Raw genomic sequence first — 17,361 nt, forward strand, 5'->3', positions numbered from 1 at the left:
ATTAAAATCATGAAGAAAATAACCTTATTATTTTTTCTAGCTACTTTATCAGTATTAGCTCAGAAAACGAAGAAGCCTAATATTATATTAGTATTAGCAGATGATATTAGCGCACGAGAGTTTCCTATTTATAAGTCTGACACGTGGAGTTCTGTAAAGGGAAATAAAGATTCTAAAGACCCTAAAATAAGAGCAAAAACGCCAGTTTTAGATAAATTAGCAAAAGAAGGAATGTACGTAAAAACAGCTTGGGCTTCTGTGGTTTGTTCTCCGAGTAGAGCCATGTTAATGACGGGTAGATATCCGCATTTACACAAATGGTGGGGAAATAGTACAATAGGCCAATATACAGATGAAGATGGAAACTTAGGAGCCTATCCTTTATTTGCAAGTTCTCCGTTAACTATTGGTATAATTGCTAAAAAAGGAGGGTATGCTACCATGTGGTCTGGTAAAACTCAAATGAGAAACAAAAATTTACAAAATTTTGGTTTTGATGAAGGGGTGTTTACTCCAGGCGAAGCGGCAATTACAGAAATTGGAGAAAATCCATATTCAAACTTTAGGCTAGAACAGAAGAAAGAAAATGGTAAAAAGGAATTGATAAATCTAGATACAGGAAAACCATTAGACTTTTCATATTATCCATCTTCTAGTTGGTACTGGAAACCAGGTGTAATGTTAATGAATCACCCTTCTTCTAAACAACAATTTGAATGGTGGCCAAATACCAAAGAATCTAAAAAAGAATACGGAGTAAATACTTATGGACCAGATGTTGAGTTAGATTTTATTTTCGACTTTATGGAAAGGAAAGTAAAAGAGGATAAACCCTTTTTTGTGTATCACACTACGCATTTAGGTCATGCTTCTATGAATTATTTAAATCCAAAGCAACATGAATATAAATGGATAGAAACTCCAAAAATCACCTATAAAGACGGAAAATACACAAGAGAAGAGCCTAATATTACAGGAGAAAAAGGAGTCTACGATACGCATAATTCGTTATCAGCAAGTGGAATTCATTCACATGTAAACTATTTAGATTATCAAATGTCTTTGTATTTAGAAAAGTTAAAAGAGTTAAATATTGATGACAATACTTTAATAATCTTTTGTGCAGATAATGGCTCTAGTAAATACGGTAAAAACAGTCCAGATTCTCAAAAAGGAACACACGTTCCATTTATGGTGTACGGTCCTGGATTTGATTTTACCAAAAAAGGAGAACAAGATGTTTTAATGAATTTATCGGATATATTACCAACAATTGCAGAAATAGCCGGTGTTAAAATTCCGGAAGATTATGAAATTAATGGAGTAAGTATGATGCCTTTTTTAACAACAGAAAAGAAAACGCATAGAGACTGGGTGTATGGTTACAAAGACAATATGCAATTAATAAGAGGAACAAATGTTTTAAAAGATGGTATGGATAAATGGTATGATGTAAGAGAATATCCATCAGATTTAATCAGTTTTCCTGAAATTAATGACTGGGAAAAAGCTGACAAAGAATTAGTGAAAGAACGCGATTATTTAAATGAAATTTTACCAAGATTTAACAAGTTTGATGAAGCACAAAATGGACCACTTTCTGAAGCTCATAAAAAGAAAATAGCTAAGGATATAGCTAGAAAAGCAGCTCAAAAATTAGCTAAGAAAGCAGCAAAATCTGGAAAGAATAAAAATAAAAAATCTTCTAAAAAAAATAAGAAAGATTAACAGCATAATATCATTTTAGAACCATCTATTTAAATATCATTTTTAAAATTCAATCTTTATTGGAGTTTGAAAATGATATTTTTTTATATAACGAATCTTAAACAGCGTAATGTTTATGCACTAGGTAGTAAATATTAGAACATTTGTTTTACAGATTAAATCATATGTTTGGTTGTATTCGTTTTAAAAACGATTACTTTGTTAATGCTTTTAATAGCGGTTTTAAGTTTCGTGAATAAAAGTTAAAAAAGAATTTGAAATAAATAAATAAATCATAATATGTCCTTTAATAAAATAACCTATGCCGTTTTGGTTTTAAGTTTTTTTTCATGTAAAAATGTAAAAAGTCAACAACCGGAAGCGGAAAAACAAAGACCGAATATTATTTATATCATGGCAGATGATCATACATCGCAAGCTTTTGGTATTTATAATAGTCGCTTATCAAAATTAAACCCTACACCAACTTTAGATAAAATAGCGAATGAAGGTATTATTTTCGACAACTGTTTTGTAAACAATTCTATTTGTACACCTAGTAGAGCAGCCATTTTATCTGGACAACACAGTCAAGCAAATGGAGTTTTAGACTTGGAGGGAGCATTGCCTAAAGACCATCAATATTTACCAATAGAGATGAAAAAGTTAGGGTACCAAACAGCAATGATTGGTAAATATCATTTAAAAGATGAACCAAATTTTGATTATTACAATGTGTTTACAAAACACGGTCAACAAGGTTCTTATTTCGATCCATATTTAACCGAAACAGGAATGCATTTTGCTGAAGAAAAGGATCCTGCGTATGAAGGTAAACAATATAAAGGTTACAGTTCTGATATTGTTACAAATATTAGTTTAGACTGGTTAAAAAACAAAAGAGATAAAACCAAACCATTTATTTTGTTTCATCAATACAAAGCACCTCATGATGATTTTGAATATGCACCTAGGTATAAAGATTATTTAGCAGATACTTTTATTCCTGAACCAGCAAGTCTGTATGATAATGGTAATAATGGTTCTATTGCTACAAGAGGTAAAAACGATTCTTTAATTCATGTAATTGGTTCTTCTGTTTCTAAAAGAAATACAATTAGAAATATGGGGATGAGAATTTGGAGTAAACAATATACTAAACATAACAACCCAGATTTTGATATTCATCAAGCTGATAAGCTAACAGGAGATGCTTATACAAGTGCTACGTATCAAGAATACATAAAAAGATATTTAAGATGTGTAAAAGGAGTGGATGATAATGTTGCTCGTTTAATAAAATACTTAAAAGAAGAAGGTTTGTATGATAATACAATTATAGTGTATACTGGAGACCAGGGTTTTATGTTGGGGGAACATGATTATATTGATAAAAGATGGATGTATGAAGAGTCTTTTAGAATGCCGTTTTTTGTTAGATATCCAGAGAAAATAAAAGCAGGTATGAGAACAGATGCAATTATCAACAACACAGATTTTGCACCTACTTTAATTGAAATGGCAGGCGGTACTCCACCAGAAAAAATGCAAGGTCATAGTTTTAAACATATTTTAGAAACAGGGCAAGAACCAGAAGGTTGGCAACAATCTACGTACTACAGATATTGGATGCACATGGCACATGCACATGCAAATCCTGCTCATTTTGGTATTAGAACAAAACAATACAAATTAATATTTTTCTATGGAAGATATTGGGTAGATACAGACAAGCCAGGAGCCGTATGGAATAAAAAAAGTTGGGGAAATCGTTTTACGATGCATACGCCAGCTGCTTGGGAATTTTATGATTTAACAAAAGATCCTAAAGAGATGAATAATACGTATTCAGATCCTGCTAACAAAGAAATTATTGCCAATTTAAAAGAGCAATTAATTGCAAAACGTAAAGAGTTGAATGAAGAAGATGGAGAGAAATTTCCACACATTCAAAAAGTGATTGATGCACATTGGAATGATTAAAATCATTAAAAATAATAGATAAACATAGTGACAAATCATTAATGATTATTCGTGTTTTATGGAGGGCAGTCGCTTAGGTTTCTTAAAGTTTTATTTTTTATACTTTGGCGTAAAAGAGTATGATTAGCATTTTAAGAATGTTGTTAATTATAAGGATGTTCCTAAAATAAAAAGGAATAGCTTATAAGAAATAGAAGCCTTAAGGAAAAAATAATTTAGAATAAATATTTATGATATTAAAACAAGTCTAATAGTAGTATAACTATTAGGCTTGTTTTATGTTAAGAAGTAAGATTTATTTTAACATAACCAAAAAAAATAAACATTTAACTATTTGTTATACAAATTAAAACATACGGACAAAGGAATTAATTAAAAATACACCTAATTTGTATTAGAATTAAAAATTATTTTTAACCAACAAAAAGTCAGATGAAAAAAAGAGTATCAACTTTAATTTTACTATCTATTTTGGCTCTTGTTTCTTGTAAGAAGGAAGAGAAAAAAGTAGTTGAAAAAAAACAAGAAAGCGTAAAAGTTTTCGAGCCAAATTGGGAATCCATAAAAAAACATTATAAAGACCCAGCGTGGTTTAATAATAAAAAGTTTGGTATTTTTATTCATTGGGGAGCTTATTCTGTTCCTGCTTTTGGTTCTGAATGGTATCCTAGAAATATGTATATGGATTCAGCTCAGTTTACAGCGCAGTTAAAACATCAGAAAGATGGCCCTTCAAAAGAGTTTTTACATCATCAAAAGAACTTTGGAGATCAGAAAAAATTTGGATATAAAGACTTTATTCCAATGTTTAAAGCTGAAAAATTTAATGCTGAAGAATGGATAGATTTATTTAAAAAAGCGGGTGCTAAATATGTGGTTCCTGTGGCAGATCATCATGATGGTTTTGCTATGTATAAATCGAATACCACTCGTTGGAACTCTGTTAATATGGGACCAAAACGAGATGTTTTAGGAGAATTAATGAAAGCAGGTCGTGCTAAAGGAATGATTATGGGAGCTTCTTCTCATTATGCTTTTAACTGGTCTTTCTATAATAAAAAAGATAAATTTGATACTACAGATCCTGCGTATGCAGATTTATACTCTCCAAAAGGAAAAAATTTAAGAGAACCGGTTTCTGCAGAATTTAAAGAAATGTGGTGGAAAAGAACGAAAGATTTAATAGATAATTATCAACCAGATATTCTTTGGTTCGATTTTATGTTAGATACTCCAGATTTTAGAGAATACCGTCCAAAATTAGCGGCATACTACTATAATAAAGGAATAGAATGGGGTAAAGAAGTAGTTTTACAAGATAAAAACTTTTACGAAGAAGCTTTTCCTGCTGGTACTGTAATTTACGATTTAGAAAGAGGTAAATTACCAGGAATAAGAAAATTGCCTTGGCAAACAGATACTTCTATTGGTACAAATTCTTGGTCTTATGTAACGAATTGGAAGTCAAAAACAACAAATTCTTTGATAGATGATTTAATTGATATAGTTTCTAAAAATGGAAATTTACTTCTAAATGTTGGTCCAAAATCAGATGGAACAATTCCGGATGACCAAAAAGATATTTTATTAGAAATGGGTGCTTGGTTAGATATGAATGGTGACGCTATATACGATACCAAATATTGGAGAACTTTTGGAGAAGGACCTACAGAAGTTAAAAAAGGACATCATTCAGAAGGGAAAAACAAGGCTTTTACTGGTCAAGATATTCGTTTTACTCAAAAGGATGGAAAGGTCTATGCAATTTTAATGGCTTGGCCCAAGAATGGAAAAGTACTTATAAAATCTATTACGAATGATGATAAAGTGAAATCTGTAAAAATGTTAGGTACAGATGCTAAGATAAAATGGTCGCAAAATAACAATGGTTTAGAGGTAGTAATGCCTAAGAAAAAACCTTGTGACTATGCATTTGTTTTAGAACTTAGTTTATAAAGATAATTAGTAAATTTGATTTGATTTGTTTTGTAAGAGTACACCTTTTTAAGGTGTACTCTTTTTTTATTCTAAATTATTGAGAGAAAATAAGTTGTTCTTGTAAATTAGTAATGTCTGTAGTTTTATTTTTTTGAAGTTTCTCTAATAATCAAGTCAATATCCAATACCGTTTTAGATGGTTCTGTTGTTTTATTAGGATTTTTTAATTTGTCTAATAAAATTTCAGCTGCAAGTTGTCCAATTGTATTACTGTGTTGTTCTATACTAGAAATTGTTGGCGTAACTAAAGATGTAAACAATTCATTACTAAAGCCAACTAAGGCAATATCTTGTGGAATAGCGATGTTATTTTCTTTTAATACTTGTAATGCTCCTAGAGCAGCAAAATCACCTGCCGCATATACTGCGTCTGGTTTTTTATCTAATTTTAGAAATTGAGTCATAGCTTGTCGTCCATCTTCAATTTTTAAAGTACTTTCAATTATTAAATTATTTTCTATGGGTAGATTGTATTTTTTTAAGGCGTCTAAATACCCCTCTAATCGTTGGTTATAAATCCGCGTGTGTTTGTATCCACCTATATGTGCAATACGGCGGCAACCTTGTTTATAAAGGTGATCAATCACTTTAAAACTACTTTGATAATCATCAATACCAATATAATCGGCTTCTAATCTTTCATCACTTCTATCAAACATCACTAAAGGGATTCCTGTAGAAATTATTTTGTTATAATAGGTTAAATCTACAGTATCACTAGCCATAGAAGCTATTATGCCGCAAACTTGCGTATCGATTAAAGCATCAATATTTCGGCATTCTTTTTCAAAAGATTCGTTAGATTGGGTCATTATTATATTGTACCCTTCTTTATTTAAAACATCTTCTAGTTTTTCTACAACAGAAGAGAAGAAGTTACTTTTAGCTCTTGGAATAATTACTCCAATTAAATTACTCCGGCCTTTTCGTAAGGCACTAGCTAATAAATTAGGTTGGTAGTTTAGTTCTCTCGCTTTTTCTTTTACCGCTTTTTTAGTGGCGTCGCTAATTCTAGGATGATTATTTAGCGCTTTGGAAACCCCGGATGGCGTTAAATTTAATGCCTCAGCTATATCTTTTAATGTTATTTTCTTTTTTTTATCCAAAAAAAATGTATAAGTTTGTTCAATCGATTGAACAAATATAGTTTTTAATTAAAAATATATCGATATGAAAGGAAAGAAAGTTATAAAACTTTTTTTTTAACGAACTGTTCAATCGATTGAACAATAAAATTATTGATAGATATGAAATACATCGTTTGTGAAAAGCCAGGAGAATTCCTTTTAAAAGAAAAAGAAGCTCCAATAAGAAAAGAAGGAGAAGCATTATTACAGATTAACAAAGTAGGAATTTGTGGTACGGATTTACATGCATATGCAGGTAACCAAGCATTTTTTACATATCCAAGAATTTTAGGACACGAATTGGCGTCTGTGGTTTTAGAAATAGGCGAAAATGAAAGCGGAATTAAAGCTGGAGACAAAGTAGTTGTAATGCCTTATATAAGTTGTGGAACTTGTATTGCGTGTAGAAATGGTAAAACTAATTGTTGTACCAATATTTCTGTATTAGGTGTTCATGGAGATGGAGGAATGCAAGAGCAAATTACGGTTCCTGCTAATATTTTAATAAAAGCTAATCACCTTTCAGATAATGAAATGGCTATTGTAGAACCTTTGGCAATTGGTGCACATGCAGTTAGAAGAGCAGCCATTCAAAAAGGAGAAATTGTTGCCGTAGTAGGAGCAGGACCAATTGGAATTGGAATTATGAAATTAGCTCAAATAGCAGGTGCAAAAGTAATTGCTATAGACATGAATGAAGAACGTTTGCAATATGCTAAAGAAAAAATTGGTGTAGATTATATTGTAAAAGCAGGAGAAAATGCTGTTGAAGAAATTTCTAAAATTACAAACGGAGATTTATGTACTGCAGTTTTTGATGCTTCAGGAAATAAATACGCTATAGAAGCATGTCCGAATTATATGTCTCACGGTGGACGTTTTGTTTTGGTAGGATTGTCTAAAGGAGAATTAACGTATACGCATCCAAAGATACATGCAAAAGAAATGACTTTAATGTGCAGTAGAAATGCAACTACAGAAGATTTTGAACATGTTATTAATGTGTTAGATCAATTTCCTACGGATTCATTTATTACGCATTCTGTTCCTTTTACAGAAATGATTCAGAATTTTGATAGTTGGTTAGATCCAAAAACAGGAGTTATAAAAGCAACAGTAAGTTTTAATTCAGAAAAATAAATGTCTAAGAATTACGTACAAATAGATCCTAAGGATAATATTATAGTTGCCATAACTCCTTTAGAAAAAGGAATGGTAACAGATGTTGCTGGAAAAAAAGTTGTTTTAAAAGAAAACATCAAACAGAAACATAAATATGCATTAAACGATTTTAATGTTGACGATGAAATTTATATGTATGGTGTGTTAATTGGTAAAGCAATGAAACCTATTTTAGAAGGCTGCGCCATTACCATAGAGAATGTAAAGCATGCATCAGCAGAATATAATGATGCAAAAGAAAAATTTACTTGGACTGCTCCAGATGCATCAAACTTTAAGGACAGAACTTTTAACGGATTTCATAGAGAAGACGGAAAAGTAGGAACAGCTAATTATTGGTTGGTAATTCCTTTAACTTTTTGTGAAAACAGAAATGTTGATGTACTAGAAGGTGCGCTTACTGAGAAATTAGGGTATGAAACCAAGAAGGATTTTGCTGTAGATACAGATGCTTTAATCAAACAATATAAAGCAGGAGCTTCTAATGACGAAATTTTTAATACACCTATCATTACTACAAAAGAAGAATTGTCTAAAAATAGATTGTTTCCGAATGTAGATGGAATTAAGTTTTTAAAACACGATGGTGGTTGTGGCGGAATTCGTCAAGATTCTGAAACTTTATGCAAATTATTAGCCGGTTATATTACCAACCCTAATGTTGCAGGTGCTACTATTTTTAGTTTGGGTTGCCAAAATGCACAAATTAGCATGTTACAAGATGCTATTGATGCAATTGCACCAAACAATACAAAACCTGTTCATTATCTAGAACAACAACAAAGTGCTAGTGAAAGACATTTAATAGAAGAAGCGGTTAAACATACTTTTTTAGGTTTGGTTGATGCGAATAAATTAGTCCGTAAACCAGCTCCATTAAGCAAACTTGTTTTAGGTTTAGAATGTGGTGGTTCAGACGGATTTTCAGGAATCTCTGCAAATCCTGCTTTAGGATATGCTTCTGATTTATTGGTTGCATTGGGCGGAAGTCCTGTGTTATCAGAATTCCCGGAATTGAATGGAGTTGAGCAAGAAATGATTACAAGATGTAATACGGAAAAGGATTCTAAAAAATTCTATGATTTAATGAGAGCGTATTCAGCATCTGCTGTCGCTGTTGGATCTGGTTTTGAAAATAATCCATCACCAGGAAACATTAAAGATGGTTTAATTACCGATGCAATGAAATCTGCAGGAGCCGCTAAAAAAGGAGGGACCTCGCCAGTTGTAGAAGTATTAGATTATACAGAACAAGTTACAAAACCTGGTTTAAACTTATTATGTACACCAGGAAACGACGTAGAATCTACTACTGGTTTAGTTGGTTCTGGTTGTAATGTGGTTGTTTTTACCACAGGATTGGGAACTCCAACCGGAAACCCAGTTGCACCGGTTTTAAAAATGTCTAGTAATACCAATTTATACGAACGTATGAATGATATTATTGATATTAACGCAGGAACTGTAATTACCGGAGAAGACTCTATTGAGTCTATGGGTGAAAAAATTCTAGATCATATTATTAGAGTGGCAAGTGGAATTACACCATCGAAAGCAGTTTTACACGGAAATAACGATTTTATTCCTTGGAAAAGAGGCGTTTCATTATAAAATGGCTTTTTGCTATTGGCCTTTAGCCATTGGCAAAAAACATAAAAAAACAAAAATTTAGACCAACAAGGTTATATACTGAAATAAATTCAGCACAAGAACCTTGTTGGTTACTTAGCAAAATCACAATTACCAAATGAACAATTTAAGCAGAAGTACCGTAAAAGCAAATACTTATACAGAACGAATAATACAATTTGGAGAAGGTAATTTTTTAAGAGCCTTTGCAAATTGGATGATTCATGAAATGAATAAACAAGCTAATTTTGATGCTGGTGTTGTTGCGATTCAGCCAATTAATCAAGGTTTAATTAAAATGTTAAACGATCAAGATGGATTGTACACGTTATATTTAAACGGAATTAAAAACGGAAAAGCAATTAGTGAACATCAAATTATCGATTGTATTCAAAGAGGAATCAATCCGTATGAAAACCCTTCAGATTATTTAGCGGTTGCAGAAAATCCTGATTTAAGATTCATGATTTCAAATACCACAGAAGCTGGTATTGCGTATAATGCAGATGATAAATTAGACGATGCTCCACAAAGTAGTTTTCCAGGGAAATTAACAGCCTTATTATACAAGAGATTCCAAACTTTTGGAGGTGCATCAGACAAAGGATTGATTTTAATTCCTTGTGAATTGATTAATGACAACGGAGCAAACCTAAAAAAAATAATTTTACAATATGCAGATGATTGGGCTTTAGGCGCTGAGTTTGTTGAGTGGATAAATGAAGATAATATTTTCTGTAATACATTAGTTGATAGAATTGTACCAGGATATCCAAGAGATAAAATGGATGCAATTACGGCGGAATTAGGGTACAAAGATAATTTGGTTGTAGAAGGAGAGCAATTCCACTTGTGGGTAATTGAAGCACCAGCAGCTGTAAAAGAAGAAATTCCAGCAGAAATGTGCGGATTAAATGTTGTTTTTACAGACAATCAAGAACCATACAGAACACGTAAAGTAAGAATCTTAAACGGAGCGCATACAAGTTTAGTGCCTGTTGGATATTTATACGGAATAGATAAAGTACGCGAATCTTTAGAAGATGAAGTTGTAGGTAAATTTTTAAAGGACGCCATCTTTGAAGAAATTTGTCCGACACTAGATTTATCAAAAGAAGAATTAGATCAATTTTCTAATGATGTTTTAGACCGTTTTAGAAACCCTTATTTAGAGCATGCTTTAATGAGTATTTCTTTAAACTCAACTTCTAAATATAAGACAAGAGTATTGCCTTCAGTTTTAGAATACATCAAAAGAAAAAATAAAAATCCAGAACATTTATTATTCTCTTTAGCGGCATTAATTGCTTTTTATAAAGGGGAAAGAGGTACAGAAACGTACGAAGTAAAAGATGATCAATCTGCTTTAGATTTCTTTGCAACACAATGGGCAACAGGAAATCCTGCATCAATTGTAAAAGCAACTTTAGCAAATACAGATTTCTGGGGAACAGATTTAACTCAGTATGACGGTTTAGAAGCAATTTTGACAAAGAACTTAGAAGGTATTATTAAAAACGGAATGAAAGCAACATTAGATGCTTTTGTAAAATAGTTTTAAGCAGTATGACAATAGATTCACATCAACATTTTTGGAAATATGAAGCTGTAAAACACAGTTGGATAGACGATGAAATGTCTGTTATTCGTAGAGATTTTTTACCTTCAGATTTATCTAAAGTATACAAAGAAAACGGTATTGATGGTTGTGTTGCTGTTCAGGCAGACCAAACTTTAGAAGAAACCAATTTTTTAATCGACTTAGCGGCAGAAAACAGCTTTATAAAAGGAATTGTTGGTTGGGTAGATTTACGTGCAGAAAACATAGAAGAAGTTCTAGAAAAATACAGTAAAAACACTATTGTAAAAGGTTTTAGGCATGTTGTTCAAGGAGAAGCGGATCATAATTTTTTATTACGTCCAAACTTTTTAAGAGGAATTACAGCCTTAGAAAAATACAATTTTACGTACGATATTTTGGTGTTTCCTCATCAATTAGGCGCTGTTTTAGAATTTGTACAACGTTTTCCAAATCAGAAATTTGTGATAGATCATATTGCAAAACCATATATAAAAGATGGTTTTTTTGACGGATGGGCTTTACAAATGAAAGAAATAGCAACGTATAAAAATGTGCTTTGCAAAGTATCAGGAATGATTACAGAAGCAGATTACAACACATGGACAGAGGCACAATTAAACCCTTATTTAGAGGTGGTTTTTAATGCGTTTGGTACTAATAGAACCATGTTTGGTTCTGATTGGCCAGTTTGTTTGGTGGCAGGTAATTACACAGAAGTAAAAAATATAGTAACAAATTATATAAGCAAATTTTCTGAAGCTGAACAAAAAGCTATTATGGGAGAAAATGCTATTGATTTTTACAACATAAAATAACACAAAATGGATTTAGGATTAAAAGGAAAAGTTGTTGTTATCACGGGAGCAGCAGGAATTAAAGGAAGTATTGGGGAAACAATTTTACAACATTTAGCTGCAGAAGGAGCAATACCAGCCATTATAGATAGAAATGATAGAGGTTTTGGATATGCAGAAGAATTACAAGCAAAAGGAATTGATGCTATTTTTTGTAAAACGGATGTAACAAACCCAGATCAGATAGAAAGCGCTATTAAAACAATTACAGAAAAATATGGTAAAATTGATGCTGTAATTAATAATGTTGGTGTTAATGATGGTGTTGGTTTAGACGCTTCTTACGAAGATTTTATGTGGTCTTTAAAATTGAACATGGTGAGTTACTTTTTAGTAGTAAAACATGCTTTGCCATTTTTAAAAACATCCAAAGGAAATATTTTAAACATTGGTTCTAAAGTAGGATTAACAGGTCAGGGAGGAACTTCTGGTTATGCTGCTTCTAAAGGAGGAGTTTTAGGTTTAACAAGAGAATGGGCTGTAGATTTAATCAAATATAGAATTCGTTCTAATGCAATTATTATAGCAGAAAGTTGGACGCCTGCTTATGAGGCTTGGATTAAAACTTTAGAAAACGGAGAAGAAAAACTAAAATCTATTGTAAAGAAAATTCCATTAGAAAATAGAATGACAACTCCCGCAGAAATTGCAGATCAATGTTTGTTTACAATCTCAGAAAAATCATCACATACAACAGGTCAGTTTATAGCTGTTGATGGAGGTTATGTAAACTTAGATCGATCTTTATTATCAGAATAGAACATTTGTTATACAATATAAGACAATATGGACCTAGAGTTTGTATTGTCTTTTTTAATTTGCACCTATAAATTAACAACTAAACACTTTATTACATTATTATGGATAACAAAAATATACCTGTAGTAGCCAAGTCGGTTATAGTACCATTTATTTTGATTACTTCGCTTTTCGCTTTATGGGGATTTGCAAATGATATAACAAACCCAATGGTTAGAGCTTTTCAAAAAGTATTAGAGCTTTCTAATGTTGAAGCTTCTTATGTGCAACTTGCTTTTTATGGTGGATATGGTTGTATGGCTATTCCTGCTGCTTTATTTGTCAATAGATTTTCATATAAAAAAGGTATTTTGGTAGGTTTAGCACTATACTCTATAGGTGCTCTATTATTTTTTCCTGCTGCGCAATATGAAAGTTATGCATTCTTTTTAGCTTCATATTATATTTTAACTTTTGGATTGGCTTTTTTAGAAACTACTTCAAACCCATATATTTTATCAATGGGAGCAGAGGAAACAGCTACAAGACGTTTAAATTTTGCTCAAATGTTTAATCCAATGGGATCTATTGGAGGATTACTTATTGCTCAGAATTTTGTTTTAAATGCATTAAAATCTGATGATACTACTGCAGACGGAACTCCTATTTTTGATACATTATCAGAATCTGCTAAAACAGTTATTAAAACTTCTGATTTAGAAGTAATACGTAACCCTTATGTAATTTTAGGATTTGTTGTTTTGGCTTTTTTTATTATGATTTCTATATTAAAGATGCCAGAAAACAAAGACCAAGAAGTTACTGTTAACTTCTTTGATTCTGTTAAAAGATTATGGAAACAACCTAAATTTTCTTTTGGTGTAATTGCTCAAGTTTTTTATGTTGGAGCACAAATTATGTGTTGGACTTATGTATACCAATATGCAGAAACTTTAGGAATAGACAGTAAATCTGCCGTTTGGTTTGGATTAGCTGGTTATATAGTCTTTTTATTAGGAAGAATGATTGGTACTGCATTAATGAAAGATATTGATTCTGGTAAATTATTAATGTATTTTGCTATTGGAGCTTCGGTTACTACTGTTGGTGCAATTATCTTACCAGGAACATCCGGTATTTATTCTCTAATTGCAACTTCTGTATTTATGTCTATCATGTTCCCTACTATTTATGGGATTGCTTTAGAAGGCCAAGGTCAAGATACTAAATTTGGAGCGGCCTTTTTAGTAATGGCAATTGTAGGTGGGGCTTTATTAACACCTCTTCAAGGAAGATTACTAGATTTAGGTGGTTCTGGATATGAAGATGTTTCCTACTTAGGACTAACTGAAATGCGTTTTTCATTTTTAATAACACTTGTTTGTTTTGTTGTTATTGGCGTTTATGGAAGATTGGTATATTCAAAGTATAATAAACAAGCTTAATTAAAAAAAAATGAGTGTAAAAAGATATTGTTATTCTTGCGATTTAAAAGACGATTCTAAATTAATTGCTGAATATAAGGCATATCATGCAGCAGGAAATGCATGGCCAGAAATTACAAAAAGTATTAAAGATGCTGGTATTGTAGATATGCAAATCTATTTAACAGGTAACAGAATGTTTATGATCATGGAAGTTGATGAAACTTTTGATCCTGTTAAAAAGGCAGAAATGGATGCTAATAATCCTAAAGTACAAGAATGGGAAAACTTAATGTGGGATTATCAACAAGAGTTACCATGGGCAAAAGATGGCGAAAAATGGATTGAACTTGAAAAGGTCTTTCAATTATAATAAATAATATATTTATTGTCAATAAAAGCAGTTGTTTAGAATTATACTCTAAACAACTGCTTTTTTTTTACGACGAGTTTTATTCAGAAATATATTAAACTTAACTATTGGTTGGCTGTCGTTTTTTTATGACGATTCTTCTTTTCGTGATTCGTGATTTTGAACAGGATGATGTAATTTACTTTTTTCCAGTTGAGTTTGTTCAATATTAGAGAAGTATAAAAATTTGTTTGAGTCTCCAGATTATTATAAACAAACATTCACCTCAAGTTTAATGTGATAAAGTTTTTTGTATTGATAATAAAAGAGATGTTTTAAGTAGATGGCATTAAACTCCCTGTTATTTTTAAAAAGATGCTAAATTAACCTTTATGTATGTTAAATTATCACAAACTCTTCTTTGTTTTTTTTTATATAAATATATAATTTATTGATTTTTAGTATTTTGCGTTTTTTGTTGCTTTTTGTAAATAAGACATATGTTTTAGTCTGTAGCCCATATGTGTAACTAATATGTTAAGTGTTTCTTTAATTTTGGAGCATTGTACATGTTAATAAACAATGCTAATGTGTTAATTAACAAGTACAACTGTAAATCAATTATTAATTAACAAAAAACAAAAAACAAAATGTTTAAAAAATTACTTTTTTCAGGGATATTCCTAATGGGGGTGTCTCTAACGGCACAAACTAGTTTGGCTGATATGGAAGACAATGGTGGTGATTTAGAAGATGCTATACCCACTGTTTCTTGGACAGGAGATCCAAACGCACCAGTATCAACTAAAGTTGCCAACCCAAATCAGTCAGGCATTAATACCACGGCAAATGTTGTGCAATTTGTAAAAAACTTCTGGCTCAGGTGCAGGAAATGCCATGCAATTGTCTTATAATAATTCAACAGCAACTACAGGTTTTAATCTTAATAATTTTAGACATTTAAAATTTATGGTTTACTCGGCTACTGCAAAAACTATTAATTTAGATTTAGAAACTGCGATTAATGTATCGAACGTACGATTAGCAAAAAGTTATGCATTACCCGCAGCAACTTGGACTCAGGTTACTTTTGATTTTACAGGAAATAATGCAAGCGCTACCTTAAGTAACCCTAATGGTTGGAATTCAATTATTAGAGTACGTGTAGATAATGGAACTAATGGAGATGGATCTACTTATTATTTTGATGAATTCACTATGGAACCTGCAACTTATGAAACAGTAGCAGATGGAGATTGGGGTACTGGAGCAAATTGGTCTCCTGCCAATGCACCTAAACAAATAGGCGACGATATAGACGTTAAGCACAATATGACATATACAGGTAACTTATCCCTCAAAAAAGTACTAGTTCGTAATAATAAATCATTAGATATAACGGGAGATTTAACCGTAGCAGAGCAATCAAGTTTATGGGGAGGTTCTTCTTTAAAGGTTTCTGGAACTTCTACTGGTAATTGGGCTTATTTTAGACCTATAGAGTTACCTGGAGCAGCTGGAGATTTAGAAGGTTGGCATTTGGTATCTTCTCCGGTTTCTGGAGAACAATATAATGATGCTTGGATATCAGCTTTTAATATTGCTTCAAGTACAACAGTTGCAACTAGAAGAGGTATTGGTACTTATAACCAAACCACTGCCGAAGGTAGTTTTACTTATGTCGTAGATGGCGTTGCAGATACAGATTTTACTGAAGGTAAAGGGTATATTATGAAAACTGATGGTACGCAAGTTGTTCAATTTATTGGAGGTATAAGAACTACTAATATTACAGATATAGCATTAACTGTTGATGGAACAAATGGTTATAATTTACTTGGAAATCCTTTTTCTTCTTATGTTTCTTTATCAGATTTAATGATGGCAAATGATGATGGAGGAAATGATTTATTAACAGAATCTACAATTTGGATATGGAATGCAACTTCGAAAATGTATGAGCCAAAAACTGGGGCTTATCAAATTGCTCCTGGTCAGGGATTCTTCGTGGAAGCAACTGCAGCTGCAAGTACTTTTACAGTTAATACTTCTATGCTAAGTGCACAAACTACAGATACTTTTCAGAAATCAGCAAATACTGAAATACAATTAAATATTTCTGATGGAGATTTAACAAGATATGCAAAAGTAAATTACTCCTCAGATGCTACTACAGAATTTGATAATGGTAAGGATGCCAAATTATTTGGTGGTATTGCTCAGCCTTTTGCTGTGTATACAAACTTATTAACGAACAATAATGGTAAAAAATATCAAATACAAGCTATACCAAATTCAGATTATGAATCTATGGTTGTTCCTGTAGGTGTAAATGCAGAGGCTGGCAAAGAAATTACTTTTACGGCAGAAGCTTTAAACTTACCTGATGGTATTAACGTAATTTTAGAAGATAGAGAGGCAAATACATTTACTATTTTAGATGAAGAAGACGCTTCTTATAAAGTTACTTTAACGGAAGCTATAGATGGAGTTGGAAGGTTTTATTTACATACAACAGAACAACAAGCTTTAAGTACGGCTAATTTTAATGTTGATAATATTAGTGTTTATAAATCGAATGCGTCTACTTTAAAAATTGTTGGTTTACAACAAGGGAATGCAACAATTAGTTTGTATAATATTCTTGGTAAGCAAGTGTTAAGAAATTCATTTACTACTAATGGAGTGCAAAATATTAATTTACCAAAATTAGCAAAAGGAGTATATGTAGTTAAAATTGAGTCTGCTGCAGGTAAATTAAACAAGAAAATTATTTTAGAATAAC

The 17,361-nt window shown here is 31.6% G+C and carries 13 protein-coding genes; 12 read left to right on the forward strand and 1 reads right to left on the reverse strand.

The window, feature by feature from the left end:
- Positions 1-9: 9 nt before the first annotated feature.
- The 3 genes from JOP69_RS02225 to JOP69_RS02235 all read left to right on the forward strand — a co-directional run bounded on the left by JOP69_RS02225 (position 10) and on the right by JOP69_RS02235 (position 5,646).
- Entirely contained in the window at positions 10-1,728 is a 1,719-nt protein-coding gene (locus JOP69_RS02225; RefSeq protein WP_203393065.1) for a sulfatase-like hydrolase/transferase, read from the forward strand.
- A 279-nt stretch (positions 1,729-2,007) separates the two neighbouring features.
- The gene (locus tag JOP69_RS02230; RefSeq protein ID WP_203393064.1) at positions 2,008-3,690 is read left to right on the forward strand and encodes a sulfatase; all 1,683 of its coding nucleotides are present in this window, start codon (positions 2,008-2,010) and stop codon (positions 3,688-3,690) included.
- 432 nt (positions 3,691-4,122) lie between these two features.
- Positions 4,123-5,646, forward strand: a complete 1,524-nt coding sequence (locus tag JOP69_RS02235) for an alpha-L-fucosidase (RefSeq protein ID WP_203393063.1) — start codon at positions 4,123-4,125, stop codon at positions 5,644-5,646.
- A 125-nt stretch (positions 5,647-5,771) separates the two neighbouring features.
- Here the strand turns inward: JOP69_RS02235 and JOP69_RS02240 are convergent, their stop codons facing one another.
- Positions 5,772-6,794, reverse strand: coding sequence for a LacI family DNA-binding transcriptional regulator (locus tag JOP69_RS02240; RefSeq protein ID WP_203393062.1), 1,023 nt, complete (start codon positions 6,792-6,794; stop codon positions 5,772-5,774).
- 141 nt (positions 6,795-6,935) lie between these two features.
- Here JOP69_RS02240 and JOP69_RS02245 point away from each other — a divergent pair, with 141 nt between their 5' ends.
- The 9 genes from JOP69_RS02245 (at position 6,936) to JOP69_RS02285 (ending at position 17,360) form a co-directional block, all read left to right on the forward strand.
- Complete coding sequence (locus JOP69_RS02245; RefSeq protein ID WP_203393061.1) at positions 6,936-7,955, forward strand: zinc-binding alcohol dehydrogenase family protein; 1,020 nt, start codon at positions 6,936-6,938, stop codon at positions 7,953-7,955.
- Positions 7,956-9,608, forward strand: a complete 1,653-nt coding sequence (locus JOP69_RS02250; RefSeq protein ID WP_203393060.1) for a UxaA family hydrolase — start codon at positions 7,956-7,958, stop codon at positions 9,606-9,608.
- A 136-nt stretch (positions 9,609-9,744) separates the two neighbouring features.
- Positions 9,745-11,181: a tagaturonate reductase gene (locus JOP69_RS02255; protein WP_203393059.1), complete on the forward strand. Its 1,437-nt coding sequence runs from the start codon at positions 9,745-9,747 to the stop codon at positions 11,179-11,181.
- An 11-nt stretch (positions 11,182-11,192) separates the two neighbouring features.
- On the forward strand, positions 11,193-12,023 hold the full coding sequence (locus JOP69_RS02260; protein WP_203393058.1) for an amidohydrolase: 831 nt from the start codon (positions 11,193-11,195) through the stop codon (positions 12,021-12,023).
- Between the two features lie 6 nt (positions 12,024-12,029).
- A complete protein-coding gene (locus tag JOP69_RS02265; protein ID WP_203393057.1) occupies positions 12,030-12,821 on the forward strand; it encodes an SDR family oxidoreductase in 792 nt (263 codons plus the stop codon).
- Between the two features lie 101 nt (positions 12,822-12,922).
- Positions 12,923-14,245, forward strand: a complete 1,323-nt coding sequence (fucP, locus tag JOP69_RS02270) for an L-fucose:H+ symporter permease (RefSeq protein WP_203393056.1) — start codon at positions 12,923-12,925, stop codon at positions 14,243-14,245.
- Between the two features lie 10 nt (positions 14,246-14,255).
- Entirely contained in the window at positions 14,256-14,597 is a 342-nt protein-coding gene (locus JOP69_RS02275; RefSeq protein WP_203393055.1) for an L-rhamnose mutarotase, read from the forward strand.
- A gap of 665 nt (positions 14,598-15,262) precedes the next feature.
- Complete coding sequence (locus JOP69_RS02280; protein ID WP_203393054.1) at positions 15,263-15,490, forward strand: hypothetical protein; 228 nt, start codon at positions 15,263-15,265, stop codon at positions 15,488-15,490.
- Positions 15,480-17,360: a T9SS type A sorting domain-containing protein gene (locus JOP69_RS02285; protein ID WP_203393053.1), complete on the forward strand. Its 1,881-nt coding sequence runs from the start codon at positions 15,480-15,482 to the stop codon at positions 17,358-17,360. Before JOP69_RS02280 ends, JOP69_RS02285 begins: the two co-directional genes overlap by 11 nt.
- The last annotated feature ends 1 nt before the right edge of the window (position 17,361 follow it).

Origin of the sequence: Polaribacter sp. Q13, from assembly GCF_016858305.2 — a bacterium.
Lineage (GTDB): Bacteria > Bacteroidota > Bacteroidia > Flavobacteriales > Flavobacteriaceae > Polaribacter.